This window comes from Amycolatopsis sp. WAC 04197 (genome assembly GCF_003947475.1).
Classification (GTDB): Bacteria; Actinomycetota; Actinomycetes; order Mycobacteriales; family Pseudonocardiaceae; genus Amycolatopsis; species Amycolatopsis japonica.
In genome coordinates this window covers 212668-230545 of record NZ_QHJK01000003.1, presented here as the reverse complement: position 1 = coordinate 230545, position 17878 = coordinate 212668, and the positions used below count along the sequence as shown (strand labels likewise).

16 protein-coding genes are annotated in these 17878 nt (G+C 68.4%); 7 read left to right on the top strand and 9 right to left on the bottom strand.

Features of this window, described 5'->3' with window-relative positions:
- Positions 1-38: 38 nt before the first annotated feature.
- The 4 genes from DMC64_RS14155 to DMC64_RS14140 all read right to left on the bottom strand — a co-directional run bounded on the left by DMC64_RS14155 (position 39) and on the right by DMC64_RS14140 (position 3078).
- Positions 39-683, bottom strand: a complete 645-nt coding sequence (locus tag DMC64_RS14155; protein ID WP_125733869.1) for a DUF4360 domain-containing protein — start codon at positions 681-683, stop codon at positions 39-41.
- 223 nt (positions 684-906) lie between these two features.
- On the bottom strand, positions 907-1548 hold the full coding sequence (locus DMC64_RS14150) for a DUF4360 domain-containing protein (protein WP_199754976.1): 642 nt from the start codon (positions 1546-1548) through the stop codon (positions 907-909).
- A 256-nt stretch (positions 1549-1804) separates the two neighbouring features.
- The gene (locus DMC64_RS14145; RefSeq protein ID WP_125733868.1) at positions 1805-2659 is read right to left on the bottom strand and encodes an LLM class F420-dependent oxidoreductase; all 855 of its coding nucleotides are present in this window, start codon (positions 2657-2659) and stop codon (positions 1805-1807) included.
- 8 nt (positions 2660-2667) lie between these two features.
- Positions 2668-3078 (bottom strand): nuclear transport factor 2 family protein, encoded by a 411-nt coding sequence (locus DMC64_RS14140; RefSeq protein WP_037338239.1) that lies wholly within the window; start codon positions 3076-3078, stop codon positions 2668-2670.
- A 91-nt stretch (positions 3079-3169) separates the two neighbouring features.
- Between DMC64_RS14140 and DMC64_RS14135 the strand changes: the two genes are divergently transcribed.
- Both DMC64_RS14135 and DMC64_RS14130 read left to right on the top strand, forming a co-directional pair.
- Entirely contained in the window at positions 3170-3658 is a 489-nt protein-coding gene (locus DMC64_RS14135) for a MarR family winged helix-turn-helix transcriptional regulator (protein WP_125733867.1), read from the top strand.
- 43 nt (positions 3659-3701) lie between these two features.
- The gene (locus DMC64_RS14130) at positions 3702-4691 is read left to right on the top strand and encodes a malate dehydrogenase (RefSeq protein ID WP_037338241.1); all 990 of its coding nucleotides are present in this window, start codon (positions 3702-3704) and stop codon (positions 4689-4691) included.
- Between the two features lie 12 nt (positions 4692-4703).
- Here the strand turns inward: DMC64_RS14130 and DMC64_RS14125 are convergent, their stop codons facing one another.
- Positions 4704-5087 (bottom strand): MerR family transcriptional regulator, encoded by a 384-nt coding sequence (locus DMC64_RS14125; protein ID WP_125733866.1) that lies wholly within the window; start codon positions 5085-5087, stop codon positions 4704-4706.
- A gap of 54 nt (positions 5088-5141) precedes the next feature.
- Between DMC64_RS14125 and DMC64_RS14120 the strand changes: the two genes are divergently transcribed.
- Entirely contained in the window at positions 5142-5981 is an 840-nt protein-coding gene (locus DMC64_RS14120; protein ID WP_125733865.1) for an NAD(P)-dependent oxidoreductase, read from the top strand.
- Between the two features lie 44 nt (positions 5982-6025).
- On the top strand, positions 6026-8473 hold the full coding sequence (locus tag DMC64_RS14115; RefSeq protein WP_125733864.1) for a DUF6493 family protein: 2448 nt from the start codon (positions 6026-6028) through the stop codon (positions 8471-8473).
- Here the strand turns inward: DMC64_RS14115 and DMC64_RS14110 are convergent.
- Together DMC64_RS14110 and DMC64_RS14105 are read right to left on the bottom strand one after the other, a co-directional pair.
- Complete coding sequence (locus DMC64_RS14110; protein WP_125733863.1) at positions 8456-9589, bottom strand: SWIM zinc finger family protein; 1134 nt, start codon at positions 9587-9589, stop codon at positions 8456-8458. The two genes, DMC64_RS14115 and DMC64_RS14110, sit on opposite strands and share 18 nt — an antisense overlap.
- 91 nt (positions 9590-9680) lie before the next feature.
- Complete coding sequence (locus DMC64_RS14105) at positions 9681-10550, bottom strand: TetR/AcrR family transcriptional regulator C-terminal domain-containing protein (RefSeq protein WP_125733862.1); 870 nt, start codon at positions 10548-10550, stop codon at positions 9681-9683.
- An 87-nt stretch (positions 10551-10637) separates the two neighbouring features.
- On the opposite strand from DMC64_RS14105, the gene DMC64_RS14100 reads away from it, so the two are divergent.
- Together DMC64_RS14100 and DMC64_RS14095 are read left to right on the top strand one after the other, a co-directional pair.
- Positions 10638-12437 (top strand): right-handed parallel beta-helix repeat-containing protein, encoded by a 1800-nt coding sequence (locus DMC64_RS14100; RefSeq protein ID WP_125733861.1) that lies wholly within the window; start codon positions 10638-10640, stop codon positions 12435-12437.
- Positions 12438-12507: 70 nt separating this feature from the next.
- A complete protein-coding gene (locus DMC64_RS14095) occupies positions 12508-13137 on the top strand; it encodes a hypothetical protein (RefSeq protein ID WP_125733860.1) in 630 nt (209 codons plus the stop codon).
- 26 nt (positions 13138-13163) lie between these two features.
- Here the strand turns inward: DMC64_RS14095 and DMC64_RS14090 are convergent, their stop codons facing one another.
- Complete coding sequence (locus DMC64_RS14090; protein ID WP_125733859.1) at positions 13164-14537, bottom strand: PLP-dependent aminotransferase family protein; 1374 nt, start codon at positions 14535-14537, stop codon at positions 13164-13166.
- Here DMC64_RS14090 and DMC64_RS14085 point away from each other — a divergent pair.
- On the top strand, positions 14536-15759 hold the full coding sequence (locus DMC64_RS14085) for an aminotransferase class V-fold PLP-dependent enzyme (RefSeq protein ID WP_125733858.1): 1224 nt from the start codon (positions 14536-14538) through the stop codon (positions 15757-15759). The two genes, DMC64_RS14090 and DMC64_RS14085, sit on opposite strands and share 2 nt — an antisense overlap.
- A gap of 57 nt (positions 15760-15816) precedes the next feature.
- Here the strand turns inward: DMC64_RS14085 and DMC64_RS14080 are convergent, their stop codons facing one another.
- Positions 15817-17859 carry a M3 family metallopeptidase gene (locus DMC64_RS14080; protein ID WP_037338260.1) on the bottom strand — a complete coding sequence of 681 codons (2043 nt, stop codon included), beginning with the start codon at positions 17857-17859 and terminating at the stop codon, positions 15817-15819.
- Positions 17860-17878: the final 19 nt, after the last annotated feature.

The window sequence follows — 17878 nt, the reverse complement described above, 5'->3', positions numbered from 1 at the left end:
TTCAACGGCGGTTCGTGTGGTGAGGCGCGTCTCGTGGGTCAGTTCTTCGGTTTGGGGCAGTTCTTCCACGAGAAGTGGTACGTGGTCTTGATGGAACCGTCGGTCGAGTCCATGGTGACGAAGCTGGTGGTCTTCTTCGGATCGGAAGTGCCGACCGCGGCCCGCAGTTCCGTGTTGATGTTGAAGTTCCGGTCCTCACCACAGGGTTTGTAGACGATGGCACCGACCTCGATGTCGTCGGTGAACTGCCAGTTGTCCTCGAACGGGCCTTTGAGGTTGTGGTTCACGTACGACGTCGGCGAATTGCCCTGGAAGTAGTAGTTGGCGCGTTCCAGTCCGGTGGCTCCCGCGGCCAAGGAGGCGAAGCCGCGGTAGTCGGTGCCCGCGATGCCGTAGGTGAATCCCTGCGGCACGTGGACGTAGAGGTTGAGCTGGCAGTTCTTGCGCAGATCGGTCGGTTTCGCGCCGACGCCGACCTGGGCGGTGTATTCGCTGTAGGTGACGGTGAACGCGGTGTTGTCCGGTGAGACGGAAACGGCCGCCGTACCGGGTTTGCATCCGGTTCCGTTGACCGTCACGACGTCGATGACTATCTTGTCGGACGGCAACGGGGGTGGCACCCACGCGTTCGGGGTGACGACCGAGGAGAACAGCGTCACGGCAGCGACCAGCACGTTGAGCATGGGATCCTTCCCAAAGCTTCGACACGGCGGGAGCGGCGGATTCAGCGAGACGATTTCTCCCTGCCGCCCGCCGGAAATGGGGTCGTCGAGAAGACTCGTCGCCGCCGGACAGGGCGGCGACGAGCGGTGAAGTCCTCGTTCAGAGCGGCCAAGGCCCTGACCGGGCATGGGTGGGACGGCCTTCTTCCGGACCGGGAAGCAGGCCGTCACCCTGGAGGAAAGGTCAGGAGGCCGGGCAGGTCTTCCACGAGAAGTGGTAGGTGGTCTTGAACGCGCCGTCGGTGGAATCCATCGTGATGAAACTGGTGGTCTTCTTCGGATCCGACGAACCCGCGCCGACCCTCAGTTCCGTGTTCACGTTGAGATTCCGGTCCTCGCCGCACGGCTTGTAGATGATGACGCCACCTTCGGCTTCGTCACGGAATTGCCAGTTGTCCGACAGCGGCCCGTTGACGGGATGGCTCACCTGCGCGGTCGGCGAATTCCCTTGGAAGTAGTAATTCGCCCGCTGCAATGCCTTGGCACCGGATTCGAGCGATGCGAAACCGCGGTAATCGGCGCTGGCGATACCGTAGGTGAATCCCTGCGGCACGTGGATGTTGAGGTTCAGCTGGCAGTTCTTCCGGAAATCGGTGGGCTTCGAGCCGACGCCGACCTGCGCGGTGTATTCGCTGTAGGTGACCGTGAAAGAACTGTTGTCCCTGGCCACGGCGACGGCGGACGAACCCGGCGGGCAACCGGAACCGTTGACGGTGACGACGTCGATGACGACCCGGTCGGGCGGCGGTCCGGGCGGCGGGGACATGCTGTTCGGCGTTATTATCGACGAGAAAAGAGATACGGCGGCAACCACTGCATTGAGCATGGGGTCCTTCCCAAAACTTCCACACGGGGGGCGGGGAACTGGGCGGACTCATGCTAGCGAGTCGATCATCACGATGCCGCCCGCCGATCGGACGAAACCGTCTCGGCGATCGGTTCATGAAAAGATATTATGGACTGTAACCGTTTTCCGGGGCCAATGGGAACACCGTCGGCCCCGGAAAACACCATTCGATTCGCACGATATGGAAAAAGCTTTCGCGGCTTCGCCGTTGACGATTTCGCGGAGACAGGCCGGTTCAGGCGGCGACCAGGCCAGCGGCTTCGCCGAGCACGGCCACCGCGCTGGGATCCCACGCGCCGGCGGTGATCACCACGACGTGGTCGAGCCCCCAGGACGCGAACTCGCCGCACCGGCGGGCGAAGTCCTTTGAGGACTCTCCCGGCGCGAGCCGGGTCGCGATGGTCTTCTCGATCTCTTCGACGGGCCGTCCGACGTCTGCGCAGTGCCGGGCGAGGACGTCCAGCTGCGCGCGGACGGTCTTGCCTCCGTCGGGGATGTCGAAGAGGTTGCAGGCGTCGGCATACTCGGCGACCAGCCGCAGGGTCCGTTTCGGCCCGGTGCCGCCGATGAGCACCTTCGGCCGCCGCACCGGCAAGGGGTTGTTCACCGGCCGCTCCAGCCGGTAGTGCCTGCCGGCGAACTCCGAGGTGTCGCCGTCCCACATCCGGCCGGCGATGCGGAGGGTCTCCTCCAGCCGTTCGAACCGTTCGGGGACCGGCGGGAGCGACAGTCCCATCGCGCGGGCCTCGTCCTCCTGGTAACCGGCGCCGATCCCGAGCCAGGCGCGGCCCCGCGAAAGGACGTCGAGGGTCGTGACCGCCTTCACCAGCAGGGCGGGAGCCCGGAAGGTGGCGGCGCTGACCATGGTGCCGAGCCGGATCCGGGACGTCGCCGAGGCGAGGAAGCCCAGAGTCGTGTACGCGTCCAGCATCTCCGAGTCCGGCGTGCTGCCCGGCGCGGTCTGCAGGAGGTGGTCCGCGACCCACAGGGTGTCGAGGCCGGTCGCGTCGGCCGTCCGGGCGACTTCGAGAAGGTTGTCGACCAGACCGCCGGGCCAGGAGAAATCGGTGACGCTGACGCTGATTCGCATGATCTTCCTCATCTTCCGGGCGCTTCGGGACGTGCGAAGGGCGGCGGCCCGCCGATCGGGCTCAGGTGGATGCCGGCGATGAGCCAGCGGTCGTCGTCGCGGACGAACACGTGGGTGACGCGGAACCGGCCGTCGACGCGGTTCCCCTGATGCGTGCCCTCCTGGGCGTGCACGCCGACGGACACGGCGGCCGTGCCGTGCTCGCGGACGTCGACCTCGGTCCAGTCGAGTTTCTCGGTGACCAGGTCGCCGCCGCGGTAGCGCTGCAGCCATTGCGGTTTCCCGAGCACGAACCCCAGTGGCCCGACCAGGGTGAAGTCGGCGGTGGTCATCGCGTCGAGTGCTTCCGTGTCGCCGCGGACCTCGGCGTCGGCCCAGCGGGCCCCGAGGTCGCGGATCTCGCTCTCCGTACTGCGCATGGCGTTTCCTCCGTTTCGTTCGACCTCGTCAACGTTAGATATCTAATGATTCGATGTCAAACCCTTAGACTGATGCGCTATGCTTTGCGACGTGCAGAAACCCACCGCGGCACCCATCGGCGTCGTCCTCGCCAAAACCGCCAAGACCGTCGGGCGCGCCTTCGACCAGGCACTGGCCGCCGACGGCGGCTCACAGCCCGTCTGGCAGATCCTGATCACGCTCAAGACCCGGCGCGTGGCCAACCAGCGAGAGCTCGCGGCCGCGGTCGGCATCCAGGGCGCCACGCTCACCCATCACCTGAACGCCATGGAGAGTGCGGGCTTGATCACCCGGCGGCGCGACCCCGACAACCGGCGGGTGCATGTCGTCGAACTCACCGACGAGGGTGAAACGGTCTTCCACCGGCTGGCGAAGGCGGCGATCGCGCACGACAAACGGATCCGGGCCGGGTTCAGCGACGAAGAGATCACCACGCTGGCCGGGCTGCTCTCGCGACTCGCCGCGAACGTGGCCGCCGACGGCATCGATCAAGAAAACAGTGACTGGACGCACCCGAACGGCGACTCGGGACAGGACTAGCATCGCGGTACAAGTCGATGTCGCCTCAAGCTGGAGAACCGCAATGACCCAAGCCCCTGTCAACGTCACCGTCACCGGTGCGGCCGGCCAGATCGGCTACGCGCTGCTCTTCCGCATCGCGTCCGGTCAGCTGCTCGGCCCGGACACCCCGGTGAAGCTGCGGCTCCTGGAGATCCCGCAGGCGGTCAAGGCGGCTGAGGGCACCGCGATGGAACTCGAAGACGGCGCGTTCCCGCTGCTGTCGGGCATCGACATCTTCGACGACCCGAAGCAGGCCTTCGAGGGCGCGAACGTCGCCCTGCTCGTCGGCGCCCGTCCCCGCGCGAAGGGCATGGAGCGCGGCGACCTGCTCGAGGCCAACGGTGGCATCTTCAAGCCGCAGGGTGAGGCCATCAACGCCGGCGCGGCGAGCGACATCAAGGTCCTCGTCGTCGGCAACCCGGCCAACACCAACGCCCTCATCGCCCAGGCGCACGCGCCCGACGTCCCGGCCGACCGCTTCACCGCGATGACCCGCCTCGACCACAACCGCGCCCTCGCGCAGCTGTCCAAGAAGCTGGGCGTACCGGTGACCGAGCTGAAGAAGGTCGCGATCTGGGGCAACCACTCCGCGACCCAGTACCCGTCGATCGCGCACGCCGAGGTGTCCGGCAAGGCCGCGACCGAGGTCATCACCGACCAGGCCTGGCTCACCGACGACTTCATCCCGACCGTCGCCAAGCGCGGCGCGGCGATCATCGAGGCTCGCGGCCTGTCCTCCGCGGCGTCGGCCGCCTCCGCGGCGATCGACCACGTGTACACCTGGGTCAACGGCACCCCCGAGGGTGACTGGACCTCGGCGGCGGTCGTGTCCGACGGCTCCTACGGTGTCCCGGAGGGCCTGATCTCCTCGTTCCCGGTCACCGCCGCGAACGGCGAGTACAAGATCGTCCAGGGCCTGGAGATCGACGACTTCTCCCGTGCCCGCATCGACGCTTCGGTCAACGAGCTGGCCGAAGAGCGCGACGCGGTGAAGAAGCTCGGCCTCATCTGAGCCTGAACCACCTCACGAAGGCGGCCGTGTCCCCCGGGACACGGCCGCCTTTTCGCGGCCGATGATCGTGTCGAGGTTCGCTCGGGTGCTCTCCAGCTCGTCGATCGCGCTGTCGATCCGGGCACGCTGCTCCCGCAGGGCTTCGACCAGCTCCGGGCAATCGGGGGTCAACCAGCCGTCTTCATCGACGATGCAGGGCAGGATCTCCAGGATCTGCGCCGTGTTCAGCCCGGCCCCGAGCAGGATCCTGATCCGCCGCACCGCCGCCACGTCGGCGTCCCCGTAGACGCGATAACCACTCGGACGCCGCTCCGGGGTGAGCAGACCCTGCTCCTCGTAGTACCGCAACGCGCGCTCGCTGACGCCGGTCCGCCGCGCGAGTTCCCCGATCCGCATCCGCACTCCCCGGACTTGACTCTTACGTCAATGTCAAGGTTTAGCTTAGCCGCCATGACCACCGTGACCGTCCTCGGACTCGGCCCCATGGGGTACGCCCTCGCCGCCGCGTTCATCGCCGCCGACCACCCCACCACCGTCTGGAATCGCAGTCCTGGCAAGGAAAAAGGCCTCGACGCCGCCGTCGCCGCGACCGCCGCCGAAGCGATCACGGCCGGACCGCTCGTGATCGTCTGCGTGCGCGACTACGCCGTCGCACGATCGATCCTCGACACCGACGCACTCAAAGGCCGCACCCTGGTGAACCTCAGCGGCGGCTCACCGGAACAGGCCCGCGCGATGGCGGAATGGGCCGCCGGACACGGCATCGACTACCTCGACGGCGTCATCATGGCGACCACCGACGCCATCGGCGGCCCGGACGCCGCCCTGTTCTTCAGCGGCCCCGCCGACGTCTACGAAACACACCGGCCCACACTGGCCGCGCTCGGCGAGAACGCGCTGTACGTCGGCGACTCCCCCGGCCGGGCCGCCGCGTTCGACGCGTCGTTGCAGGACATGCTCTGGACGTCGATGAGCGGCGTGATCCACATGTTCGCGCTCGCCAAGGCGGAAGGCATCGCGGCCGCCGACATCGCCGAACACGCCAAGGCACTCCTCGGCTTCTTCCCCGCCATGATCGACCTGCTCGCCGAACAGGTCGCCACCGGAAACTACTCCGGCGACGCGGGCACCCTCCACTCCACAGCCGCGACGATGGACCACATCCTCGACGCGATCCGCGCGCAAGACCTCGACAACGGCGTCCTGTCCGCCGCCCGCGCCGAAGTCCGGCGAGCCATCGACGCCGGACACGGGGAAGACGGATTCGGCAGGCTCGCCGCACTTCAGTGAGAGCCAGGGCGAACCGGCCTCACCACACACGACACAATGGACCCGTGCACCTCGACGAGCTCCTCACCGGCCAGCCCTCGGAAGTCCTCACCAGGGCCCTTGAGCTTTCCCAAGCCGAGCGGAAAGCCCTCGTCCCCGAGCTTCTGGTCGCCTTCAAGGACAGCCGCGAGTTCGTCGAGATCAAGCCCGACACCTACGGCGCCCGCAACCCGCTCAGGGCCCAGCAAGCCGCGACCGCCCTCTGGACCGCACTCCCCGCGAGCGACCCCCTGCTGCGCAAACTCTGGATCGCCTCGCCCACGATCCTCGAACGCGTCCTGCAGGACCGCTCGCTCACCGAACGCAAGACGATCGCGTTACGCATGATCGGCCACCACACCGCCTGGGAAGCCATCCGCCGCATGGTCCTCGACGGCGACCTCGAACCCATCCGGACACCGGAATACCACGCCGGCTGGTTCCGCTGGGCCGGACGCTTCGGCGGGAAACCACTCGCCGAACGGCTCCGGACCGAACGCGACGCCCTCACCGAGATCTGGGAACTGCTCACGATCGAAGGCAACGGCGACGGGAGCTTCGCCGCCTTCGACAAGTACGTCCGCGACGAGGACAAATGGTCCACCGCACTGATCGAACTCACCGGAACCGGCGAACTCGACCGCACCCGGCTCCTCGACCTCACCCTCGACGTCCTCGCCCGCGACTTCGCCGCCTTCCGCGCCCAGTGGTACGCCGCACTCCACGAAGCGCTCGCCCCCACCCCGGACGAACGCACCGCGGCGCAGCACCGCTACGCCCGCCTGTGCGGAAGCAGCCTCCCCCGCACCGTCTCCTTCGCCGTCAAAGCACTGTCCCTTGTGGACAAACAGGGCACGCTCGACGACGAAGTCGCGCTCCAGCATCTTCCCGCCGCAGCGGCCGGACGCGGCGCCGCCACCGCCAAACTCGCACTCAAACTCGCAGGCCGTATCGCCGACCGGCGACCCGAGCTCACCGACCTCGCCAACGTAGTCTTCGAAGCGGCGATCACCCACGACGCCTCCGACGTCCGCGCCATCGCCACCGCCCGGCTCGGTGTCACCCCTGAGGCGCCGCCCGTCATCGAGACCACCGAGTACCCGGAACCCACCCGGACACCGTGGGACGAGCGCACAACACTCACCATCCCGCTCGAAGTCCCCGACACCCCGGCCGCGGTCGCCGAAGCCCTCTCCTCCCTGCTCGCCGACCCCGACCAGGCCGACCTCCTCCTGGCCGCCCTCGACGGGGCCCACCGTGTCGCCGCCGAACTCCAGGACGCCCTCAAACCGCTGGTGAAACGCGCCGCGCGAATCGCCGCCCAGCAGTACAGCGCGGCGGTACCGAAGATGATCGCCACGCTCGTCCTCGGCCTCGCCGGCCGTGACGTCGCCCCTCTACCTCAGGTCGACGGCTGGCGCCGCCCCCTCCACCACCGGATCACCGCCCTGCTCGAAGGCACCGCCGTCCCCGTCTCCGCCGCCACTCATCAAGGCGGCTGGCTCGACCCCGTCGTCTTCGTCGCCCGCATGCTCGAACATCCCGACGCGACCGAAGACGACGTGGCCGACGCACTGCTCCGCCTCGCCCCCGACACGCGACCCGCGGCCCTCGCGCTCGCCGCGGAACTCACCGGACCGCACGCCGACACCATCCGCTACGCCCTCGGCGGACCGGCCATCGACGACACCGGCTGGACCGCCCTCGCCGCAGCCCGCGCCCGGCACCCCGAATCCGCCGACCCCGCCGCCGCACTCCGCGGCGAACCCGGACCGCCGATCACCTGGACACTGAAAGCCGGCCTTACCGACTACGGCTCGAACACACTGGACATCGAACGAACCCCGGAACCCGCCGTGCCGGAAGTTCCCTGGCTGGGCGTGCTCTTCGAGAACCGGGCCCCCGAGTGGCTCGGCTTCACCGAATGCCACGAAGCGGTCTCCTCGCCCTACGACCGCGACCACCTCGAAGCCACCGTCGCCGGAAACCTGTACTTCAACGACATCGAAGTCGGCTATCCCGTGGAGAAGGCCGCGCTGCCTCCGTTCCTCGACAGCCCCTCGGTCCCGGGCATCCCCGGCACGATGCTCCTCGCCACCACCCTCGCGCTGAAACGCCCCGCCGCCGTCCAACTCGGCACGGACGCCGTGCTGACCCTGCTGGACCGTCGGATGCTCGGCCCTCGCGCACTCGGCGAGGCGTTGGGCGTACTCGGGCCGCAGCTCATCATCACGCGACTGGCACCCCGGCTCTCGGTCATCGCGAACGAACATCCGATCGCCGTACTGTCCACACTGGACACATTGCTGCCGAAGCTGGCGCCCTCACACCGCGGCATCTTCGCGTTGCTGGAACTCGCCGCGGACCTCGTGGACCGCGGCGCGGGCACGATCAGCGCCGAAACGAAGGAGTGGCTCACCGGTTTCAAGGGCAGTTCGAAAGCGGCGAAGGCGGCATCACGACTCAGCGGCTGACATCCGGGCCGCCAGCACATGCGAACAAGGCCCCCGGTTCTCCTGATGCTTGGCCCACCACGCACACGTGCAGCCGGCGGGCGAAAGCCGGACGCGCTGCACCGAGCCGGCACGGGTGATCTCGTAGCCACCGTCCGGCAACCTCTGGACGGCTCCGGCGGCGAGCAGCTCACGGGCTTTCGCCAGCCGGCCGTTCGCCGGAGCCGCCCCGCTCGGCAGCTCGCGCGGGAACCACGTGCCGTCGACGACGTCGTGCCCGGCGCGGCCCGCGACGAGTTCCGGCGCATCGAGACCCGCCGCCAGCGCGTTCAGCCAACCGCCTTCACCCGAGAAACCCCGGGACGGCTCCGGGGACAACGTGACGACGAGCCGCGCTCGCTCCAACCGGAGCACCCAGGTCGCGACCTCGCTGTCCGGTCGCGTGTAGACGGTCAGCCCCTGAGCGAACCGGACGAGCGGCTCGACGACCCGCAACCGATGGAGCCCGGTCGCCGGGATCGAATCGCGTCCCGGCCGTGACGTCAGCCGCAGCCCACGACCCGACGCCACCGCCCAAGACTTGCCGACCGAGGTGGGCAGCCTCCGCAAGAAGTTCCGCGCCTCCGCCTTGTCCAGCTCCGCCTTCTCGACCGCTCCCGCCGTGACGGCGGCGACCTCGGCGAAACCGGACACCCAGCGATCCGGCAACGGCACCACGGACTCGTCGTTCTGCCCGTCGAGCGTGCGGAGCCGGATTCCCTCGCCACGAACGGTCAGATGCAATGGATCCTGGGCGACGACCCCGGCCAGAACGGTTCGCGTCGCCTCGGACAGGTCCACATTGGTGCACCCCTCGCCGAGGTCACCCGCTTCCAGAAGATCCAGCCTGGCGTACAAGCCACAGCACGGCGAAAAGGCCTCCGCGCGCAGCGTCGTCCGATCCGCGGTGAACACCGGATCGGACTCGGCGATCAGCCGGTTCACCATGGACGGAGGCATCCAGAACCGGGTGCGGGCGACCTTCCCCAGCACGAGCAGCGCCTGGGCCGCCTGTGCTCCGGGCTCCAGAAAACCCTGGAAGAGCACAGACGACGAGGCGTCCTCTTCCAGCTGCTCCAGCAAGACTTCGGTGATCACCGGACAACCCTAGCCAGAGCCCCCGACAGTCTTTGCGGGTTTTACCCCGAGCCTGAAGTTGATCTTGTTCCAAGCTCGGCTGAATAGGTCGTTATACACTTTGAGACTGACGACGCCGGTAGGCGCGTTGCTGGCACGCCCGCGAGCAGTAGTCCCGAGGTCGGCCTCGCCCTCCCCCGTCCAAAGGCTTACCGCAGACGACGCACTCCCCTCCCCCGTTTTCGTCACTGATTACCTCACTCCCCTGGCTTTGGATGAGCGCCTCGATACCGTCGAGGGTCCGGCGCAGCCCGAACTCGAAGGCGTCCAGCGGAGCATCCATTCCCCCGGCCTTCCACAGCCGCTCCAGCGCCGGATAGCGGTCCAGACGCTCGAAGAGCGACTCGCGCTCGCTCCACCAACGCTCATGGGTCACCCCCGTGCGCCGCTGGAGTTCCGCGGCCTCCCCCGCCTGACGCGCGGCCGACTCGACGAATCCGCCCACCAGGTTCACCACCGCGATCACCTGCGCCGGCGCCAGACCGCTACGCGAGGCCACGTCCAGCGCGTGGTCGTAGCCGGCCATGATGTTCGGCCCCGGCAGGCGGCGGGACCCGGCGCTGTGGACCAGCCACGGATGCCGGTCGTACATCTCCCGGGCCCGCCGCGCCCACCGTTCGAGGCCTGCCCGCCAGCCGAGCCCGTCCGAAGACTCCATCGGGAACTCGCCGTACACCGCGTCACGCATGAGTTCCACCAGTTCCGCCTTGCCGGGGACGTACCGGTAGAGCGACATGGTGGTGGTGCCGAACCGTTCCGCGACCTTGCGCATCGACAGTGAGGCGAGCCCTTCGGCGTCCGCGACCTCGACAGCCGCCGCGACGATCCGGCCGAGACTCAATCCGGGCCGCTCCGGCTCGGACGTCCCCCACAGCAGTTCGATCGCACGCTCCGGATCCGGCTGCGCGTCGTCTTCCGCCACCCGCTGCTCCTTGACGCTCTTCGCTCGTTCGTGTTTAGCTGATAAACCTCAGTATATCCCATATACCTCTCGCAGGAGCGCTTCAGCATGCCCGAAATCAGGTTCTTCGTATCCCCGGACGGCAGCGACGACTGGCCCGGGACCGCCGACCAGCCGTTCGCCACACCGAAAGCCGCTCAGAAGGCGGTCCGCGCCGCGACGGCCACCATGACCGGCGACGTCGTCGTTTCCTTCGCGACGGGCGTTTACCGACTGGACGAGCCCCTTTCTTTCACTGACACACAGGGCGATTCCGGCTCGAACGGCTTCCGCGTGATCTACCAGGCCCACGGCTACGGAACAGCCGACCAGGCAAAGGTGGAACTGACCGGCGGCCGCGAGATCACCGGCTGGTCGACAGGCGACGACGGCGTCTGGACCGCACCGATCGGCGACCTGGCACCGCGGCGGCTCACCGTCGACGGCAAGCCCGCGACCCGAGCAGCCCGCACGGACGGACTCCCGGGAAACGTGACGAAAACACACGCCGGTTACGTCACGGACAGCGTGGTTCCTCAGTCGTGGCCGGCCCCCTCCGGGCTGGAGTTCGTGTACCCGGGCGTCTACCCGTGGTCCGAAGCCCGGATCGCGGTCGCGTCGATCTCCGGTGACGCCTCCTCGACCACGATCACGATGGCTCAGCCCGCCTTCGACAACGCCAAATCCCTCTACGACGCCAAGTGGTACGGCGCCGGTGGCGACGGCGCTTGGGACGGCCTGGCCGCACCGTCCACGCTCGAGAACAACGTGGCCTTCCTGACCGAACCGGGAACCTTCGCCGTCCGCCGCACCGACACAGGCGATCACGTCCTGCACTACCGCCCGCGCCCAGGCGAGAAGCTCAACGCGACCAACGTCGTCGCTCCGGTGCTCGAAACGCTCATCAGCGGACAAGGCGTCCACGACCTCGTGCTGCGCGGCTTCACCTTCGCCGACGCGACCTGGTCCGGCCCCACTCGCACCGGCGGCTACCTGCACTACCACGGCAACGCACGCTACGAACGGGGCGACTTCCAGAAAATCGACCTCGGTGCGGACGTGGGCTACGTCCACGTGCCCGCCGAGCCGGTCCAGTTGCCCGCCAACGTCAGCCTCACGTCGGTCAGCCGGGTCTCCTTGGAAGGCAACCACTTCACCCGGCTCGGCGCGGGAGGCCTGCTGATCGAGGACGCCACCGACGTGGGGATCCTGGCGAACGTCTTCGACGAGATCTCGGGCAGCGGGATCGCCGTCCACACGAGCACCCGGATCGCGGTCGAAGACAACCTCGTCCATCACATCGGCACCGAGTACCGCGGTTCGCCCGCCGTCCTCGTCGTCGAGTCCGCGGAGACGTCCTTGGCACACAACGAGATCCACGACGTCCCGCACAACGGCATCGTGATCACCGGCGGCGAGCGCGCCAAGGGCACGCAGGTGATCTCGAATCTCGTCGAGCGCAGCATGGGCAAGCTCATGGACGGCGGCGGGATCTACCTGTCGGCCCCGCAGGGCTCGTCGTTCGCCGGCGGGGCGCTGGTCCGCGGCAACGTCGTCCGCGACGTCCTCACCTCGTACAACTTCGGCCTCTACACCGACTACGGCGCGGCATGGGTCACCGTCCTCGGCAACATCGTCCACCGGGCCGACACCCCGATCGTGCTCCAGGTGGGCCCGCCGATGGAGAACGTCGCCTTCATCGGCAACTTCTGGGACGTCCTGCCCGACGGCTACGACACCCCACCCGAGACGGTGACCGTGGCGAGGAACACTGTGCTGCCCAAGGAGAATTTCGACGAGGCTGTCCGGGCGGACCCGGCGGGCGCGGACATCCTCGCGCGGGCGGGCCGCCGGGGTCTGGAACGATGATCACCGCTCCTGCCGGGCGCGAGTCCGGCAGGAGCCGCTCCGGCCACGATTCCCGAGGAGACCACACGCGATGCCGACCCAGACCACGGAAGCCCCCGGGACCCGCCGACGGCTCGCGCGGATCGCGACCGAGGTGCTCGCTCCCTGGGTCTGGGTGCTCGGTCTCCCGCTGATCGTCGCCTGGAAGGTCACCGGATACCACGTCGGCGAGACGGTGCTCTGGGGTCTCGTCGTCGGCGTCACCGGCTCGCTGATCCCGATGGCCGTGATCGTGCGCGGCGCCAGGAAGGGCAAGTGGGACAGCCACCACGTCACCGATCGCGCCGGGCGGCTCATCCCGTTCGCGGTCTGCATCGGCTCGCTGACCGCAGGCTTCGTCGTCCTGATCGCCGGCGGCGCCCCGCACGAGATGATCGCGCTCGCGGCCGCCGAACTCGTCTGCCTGGTGGCCGCGCTCGCGATCACCTTCGGGCTCGAGTTCAAGATCTCGATGCACGCGATGGTGGCGGCGGGCGCGGCCGTGATGCTGATCCGTGTCTACGGCCCCTGGCTCGCGTTGGTCTTCCTCGGCGTCGGCTGGGTCTGCTGGTCCCGCGTCGAACTCGGGGACCACACCAAAGCCGAGGTCACAGCCGGGATGGCCGCCGGTGTCGTCCTCGGCGGTGGTGTTTATCTGTTGCTTGACGCAATTTTGGCCTGAGCCCCACCGTATAGGTCGTTATACACTTAACGGAGCCGCTTGACGCCTTCGACGAGCTCGGCGCCGTCGGCCGCGGCGGCGAAGCCGAGCCGGAGGAACGGTCCGGCCGGTTCGGCGGCGAAGAACCGGTCCCCCGCCCCCACCACGACTCCCCGCTCCCTCGCCGCGCGGGCGACCGCGTTCGCGTCACTCCCCGCCGGCAGCCGCACCCACAGATGCAACCCACCCTCGGGCAACCGCGCCACAGTCCACTCAGGACACTCCCCCGCCAGCGCCGCGACCGCCTTTCCGCATCGCTGCCGCAGTTCCGAGCCCAGCTTCCGCAGGTGACGTTCCCAGGACGGCGCGCTGAGCAGTTCGAGAGCCGCTTCCTGCAGCGGACGGGAGACGAAGAAGTCGTCGACCCGCCGGATCGCCTTCATCCGGTCGAGAACGGGTCCACGCGCGATCAGCGCTCCGATCCGGAGGCTCGGTGCGGCGGCTTTGGTCACCGACGTCAGGTGGACGACCGTACCGTCGCGATCGTCGGTAATCAGCGGACGCGGTGCCGTGACTCCGTAGGCGAGGTGCCGCGCGAAGTCGTCCTCCAGCACGAAAGCGCCCGCCGCCCGCGCCACCTCGAGCACCTGAGTGCGGCGTTCCGCCGTGAGCACGGTCCCGGTCGGGTTGTGGAACGTGGGCTGGCAGTAGAAGAGCCGGGCGCCGGTCATCGCGAACGCCTCCGCCAGCAGATCCGGCCGGACCCCGTCGTCGTCGAGGGGAACCGGCACCGGGCGGAGCCCCGCCGCCCGCGCGGCGGCGAGCGCTCCCGGATAGGTCGGCGATTCGACGAGGACCGGGCTGCCGGGCGCCGCGATCGCCCGGAACGCCATGGAGAGCCCGCTCTGACCGCCGGCGGTGATCAGGACGTCGTCCGGTGACGCACCGGCGGGCCCCGCGAACACCGACCTCAACGCGGCCAGCCCGGAAGCGGGGGCCCGATCCCAGGAATCCGGACGGCGCCCCGCCCGTGCGAGCGCAGCGCTCAGGAAACGGGTCGCCTGCAGTGATCGGTGTGGATATCCGCCGTCGAGGAGGATCGCGCCCTCCGGCGGCGGGCCGAGGACGCCGGTGAGCGAGGTGGTGTCGACGCTGCGATCGGTCAGCGCGACGGTCTGCCATGCCGTGTCGAGTGGCCCGTCCGCCGTCGACGGCCTGGCAGCCACATACGTCCCGCTTCCGGGTCGGGTCACGACAGCGCCCTCGGCCGCCAGCAGAGCGATCGCGCGCGAGACGGTCACCGGGCCGACTCGGTAACGCTCGATCAGCTCCCGGCTGCTGGGCAACCGGTCCCCCGCGGCCGCCGTGCGGATCAGGGAACGCAGCTGGAGAACGAGGGCGGAAGTGCTACTATCCGACATGAAAGACCATGATAGTGCTACTGAAAATCGCACGGAATCACTACTGGACGTTCCAGCGCTGCGGGCCGATACCCCGGGTAGCGAGAAGGTCGTCCACTTCAACAACGCGGGCTGCGGACTCCTGGCGAAGCCGGTACTGGCCGCCATGCTCGATCATCTGAATCTCGAAGCCGAGTTCGGCGGCTACGAGGCCGCAGCGGCACGGTCGGATCAGGTCGCGGGCTTCTACCGCGAGATCGCCGCGTTGATCAACGCGCGGCCGCGCAACATCGCCTTCGCGGCGAGCGCCACCCACGCCTACTCCACCGCGCTTTCGTCGATCCGGTTCGAACCCGGCGACGTCGTGCTCACCACCCGCAACGACTTCATCTCCAACCAGATCGCCTTCCTGTCGCTGCGGAAGCGGTTCGGCGTCGAGATCGTGCACGCGCCGGACACGCGGGAAGGCGGGGTCGACGTCGAGGCCATGGCGGCCCTGATGCGCACGAGGAAACCGAAACTGGTCGCCGCCACGCACATCCCGACCAACTCGGGGCTCGTCCAGCCGGTCGCCGAGATCGGGCGGCACTGCCGGGAGCTCGGCCTGCTGTACCTGGTCGACGCCTGCCAGTCGATCGGCCAGTACCCCATCGACGTCGAAGAGATCGGCGCCGACCTGCTCACCTCGACGTGCCGCAAATTCCTGCGTGGTCCGCGCGGTTCTGGGTTCCTATTCGTCTCCGACCGGTTCCTCGAAGCCGGGCACGAGCCGCTGTTCATCGACATGCACGGCGCCCGATGGACCGCGCCCGGCGTGTACGAACCCGCGAAGTCGGCTTCCCGGTTCGAAGAATGGGAGTTCCCTTACGCCACCGTGCTCGGCTGCGCGACGGCGGCGCGGTATGCCCGTGAGGTCGGCCTGGAGGCGATCTCACGACGCACCCCCGCGCTCGCGGCCAGGCTGCGGGACGGTCTCCGCGCGATCGCGGGCGTCGAAGTGCTCGACCGGGGGCCGGAACTGGGTGCCTTGGTGACGTTCTCCATCAAGGGCTGGGAAGCCGTGCCCTTCAAGGCGGCGATGGACGGCAGGCGGATCAACTCGGCGCTCAGCTACCGGGAGTTCGCGCAGTTCGACTTCGGGGACAAGGACGTCGACTGGTGCCTGCGGCTGAGCCCGCACTACTACAACACCGAGCGGGAAGTGGACGACGTCGTCGCGGCCGTCACCGAACTCGCCGCCTGAACGCGGTCTCCCCGCCTGGGCACTGGGGGTGTCCGGGCGGGGAGACCGTCAGGAGGGTCAGGCCCCGGCGAGGCCGCGGCGCTTCAGCAGCGGCTCAATCTCCGGGTCACGGCCGCGGAACGCGCGGAAGGCGGCCATCGGGTCGACGCTGCCGCCCCGCCCGAGCAGTTCGCGGCGGAAGTGGTCGCCGTTCTCCCTGGAGAGCCCGCCGTTTTCGCGGAACCACTGGACGGTATCGGCGTCGAGGACCTCGCTCCAGATGTAGGAGTAGTACCCGGCGCTGTAGCCGCCGCTGAAGATATGCGCGAAGTAGGTGGTGCGGTAGCGCGGCGGCACCGCTTCCAGCGCGACCCCGGCCTTGGTCAGCGCCTCGGCCTCGAACCGCTGGACGTCGTCGACGTTGTCCTCGGTGCCCAGGGCGTGCCACGCCTGGTCGAGGAGCGACGCCGCGAGGTACTCGGTGGTCGAAAAGCCCTCGCCGTACTGCTGGGAGGCCAGGAGCTTGTCGATCTGCTCCTGCGGCAGCGGCTCGCCGGTCACGTGGTGCTTGGCGTAGTTGGCCAGCACCTCCGGCCACAGCATCCACATCTCGTTGACCTGCGAGGGGTACTCGACGAAGTCACGCGGGACGTTGGTACCGGAGAACATCGGGTACACGACGTCGGAAAGCAGCGAGTGCAGCGCGTGCCCGAACTCGTGGAACGCGGTGACGACCTCGTCGAAGGTCAGCAGGGTCGGCTCGCCCGCCGGCGGCTTGGCGACGTTGAGCACGTTCACCACGACCGTCTTCGTGCCCAGGAGCTTCGTCTGGTCGACGAAGTTGTTCATCCAGGCGCCGCCGCGTTTGGAGTCGCGGGCGTAGTAGTCGAGCAGGAACAGGCCGAGTTCCGAGCCGTCGGCGTCGAAGACCTCGAAGATGCGGACCTCGGGGTGATACTTCGGCAGGTCCTCCCGCTCGGTGAAGCTCAGGCCGTACAGCTTCGACGCGGCGAAGAACACGCCGTCGGTCAGCACGCGGTTCAGCTCGAAGTACGGGCGCAGCGCCGCGGTGTCGACCTCGAAGCGGTCCTTGCGCACGCGTTCGGCGTAGAACGCCCAGTCCCACGGGCGCAGGATCGCACCGGGGATGTCGGCTTCGAGGTAGCGCTGCAGTTCTTCGGCCTCCGCCTTGGCGTTGGCGACCGCGACCGGCGCGAGACGTTCCAGGAGCCCGACAGCGGCCTGAGCGGTCTTCGCGGTCTCGTCCTCGATGACGTACGACGCGTGGTCGGGGAAGCCGAGTACGGCGGCCCGCTCGGCGCGCAGGCGGACCAGTTCGGCCACGACCTCGTTGTTGTCGGACTCGTTGCCCCGGTTGCCGCGCGAGACCGACGCGGTGAAGATCCGCTCGCGCAGCGCGCGATCCTCCAGCGAGGCCAACGCGGCCTGCGCCGTCGGCAAGGTCAGCTTGAGGACGTACTTGCCTTCCTCACCGGCGGTTTCGGCGGCGGTGGCGATCTCGTCCTCGCCCAGTCCCGCGAGCTCCGCGACGTCGTCGACGACCACGGCGAGTTCGTTGGTGTCCTTGAGCAGATTCTGCTGGAAGCGGGTCGACAGCGTCGAAAGCTGCTCGTTCAGCTCGCGCAGCCGCTTCTGGTCGGCCTCGGGCAGCCCGGCGCCGGCACGGCGCACGTCGGTGTGGTGCCGCTCCAGGAGGCGGAGCGACTCGGTGTCGAGGCCGAGTTCGTCCTTGCGCTCGAACAAGGAGTTGATCCTGGCGAACAACGCCGGGTTCAGGTTGATGGCGTCGGCGTGCGCGGCCAGTCGCGGCGCCATTTCGGCCTGCACGCGCTGGATCTCGTCGTTCGCGTTCGATCCGGCGAGGTTGAAGAACACGCTGGACACGCGGGACAGCAGCCTGCCGGACTTCTCGAGCGCGACGATCGTGTTCTCGAAGGTCGGCGGCTCCGCGGAGTTGGCGATCTCTTCGATTTCCGCGGCGTGCTCGGCAAGGCCCGCTTCGAAGGCGGGAAGGAAGTGCTCGTCGGCGATCCGGTCGAACGGCGGAAGGGCGTAGGGCAGCTCACTCGGCGCGGCGAACGGGTTGTCCTGCGAAATCATCGGTGTTGCTCCCGGGTCG

Excerpts from the sequence above, each read along its gene's own strand:
- DMC64_RS14155 (WP_125733869.1), bottom strand. The coding sequence starts at position 683 with ATGCTCAACGTGCTGGTCGCTGCCGTGACGCTGTTCTCCTCGGTCGTC.
- DMC64_RS14150 (WP_199754976.1), bottom strand. The coding sequence starts at position 1,548 with ATGCTCAATGCAGTGGTTGCCGCCGTATCTCTTTTCTCGTCGATAATA.
- DMC64_RS14145 (WP_125733868.1), bottom strand. The coding sequence starts at position 2,659 with ATGCGAATCAGCGTCAGCGTCACCGATTTCTCCTGGCCCGGCGGTCTG.
- DMC64_RS14140 (WP_037338239.1), bottom strand. The coding sequence starts at position 3,078 with ATGCGCAGTACGGAGAGCGAGATCCGCGACCTCGGGGCCCGCTGGGCC.
- DMC64_RS14130 (WP_037338241.1), top strand. The coding sequence starts at position 3,702 with ATGACCCAAGCCCCTGTCAACGTCACCGTCACCGGTGCGGCCGGCCAG.
- DMC64_RS14125 (WP_125733866.1), bottom strand. The coding sequence starts at position 5,087 with ATGCGGATCGGGGAACTCGCGCGGCGGACCGGCGTCAGCGAGCGCGCG.
- DMC64_RS14120 (WP_125733865.1), top strand. The coding sequence starts at position 5,142 with ATGACCACCGTGACCGTCCTCGGACTCGGCCCCATGGGGTACGCCCTC.
- DMC64_RS14100 (WP_125733861.1), top strand. The coding sequence starts at position 10,638 with ATGCCCGAAATCAGGTTCTTCGTATCCCCGGACGGCAGCGACGACTGG.
- DMC64_RS14095 (WP_125733860.1), top strand. The coding sequence starts at position 12,508 with ATGCCGACCCAGACCACGGAAGCCCCCGGGACCCGCCGACGGCTCGCG.
- DMC64_RS14085 (WP_125733858.1), top strand. The coding sequence starts at position 14,536 with ATGAAAGACCATGATAGTGCTACTGAAAATCGCACGGAATCACTACTG.
- DMC64_RS14090 (WP_125733859.1), bottom strand. The coding sequence starts at position 14,537 with ATGTCGGATAGTAGCACTTCCGCCCTCGTTCTCCAGCTGCGTTCCCTG.
- DMC64_RS14080 (WP_037338260.1), bottom strand. The coding sequence starts at position 17,859 with ATGATTTCGCAGGACAACCCGTTCGCCGCGCCGAGTGAGCTGCCCTAC.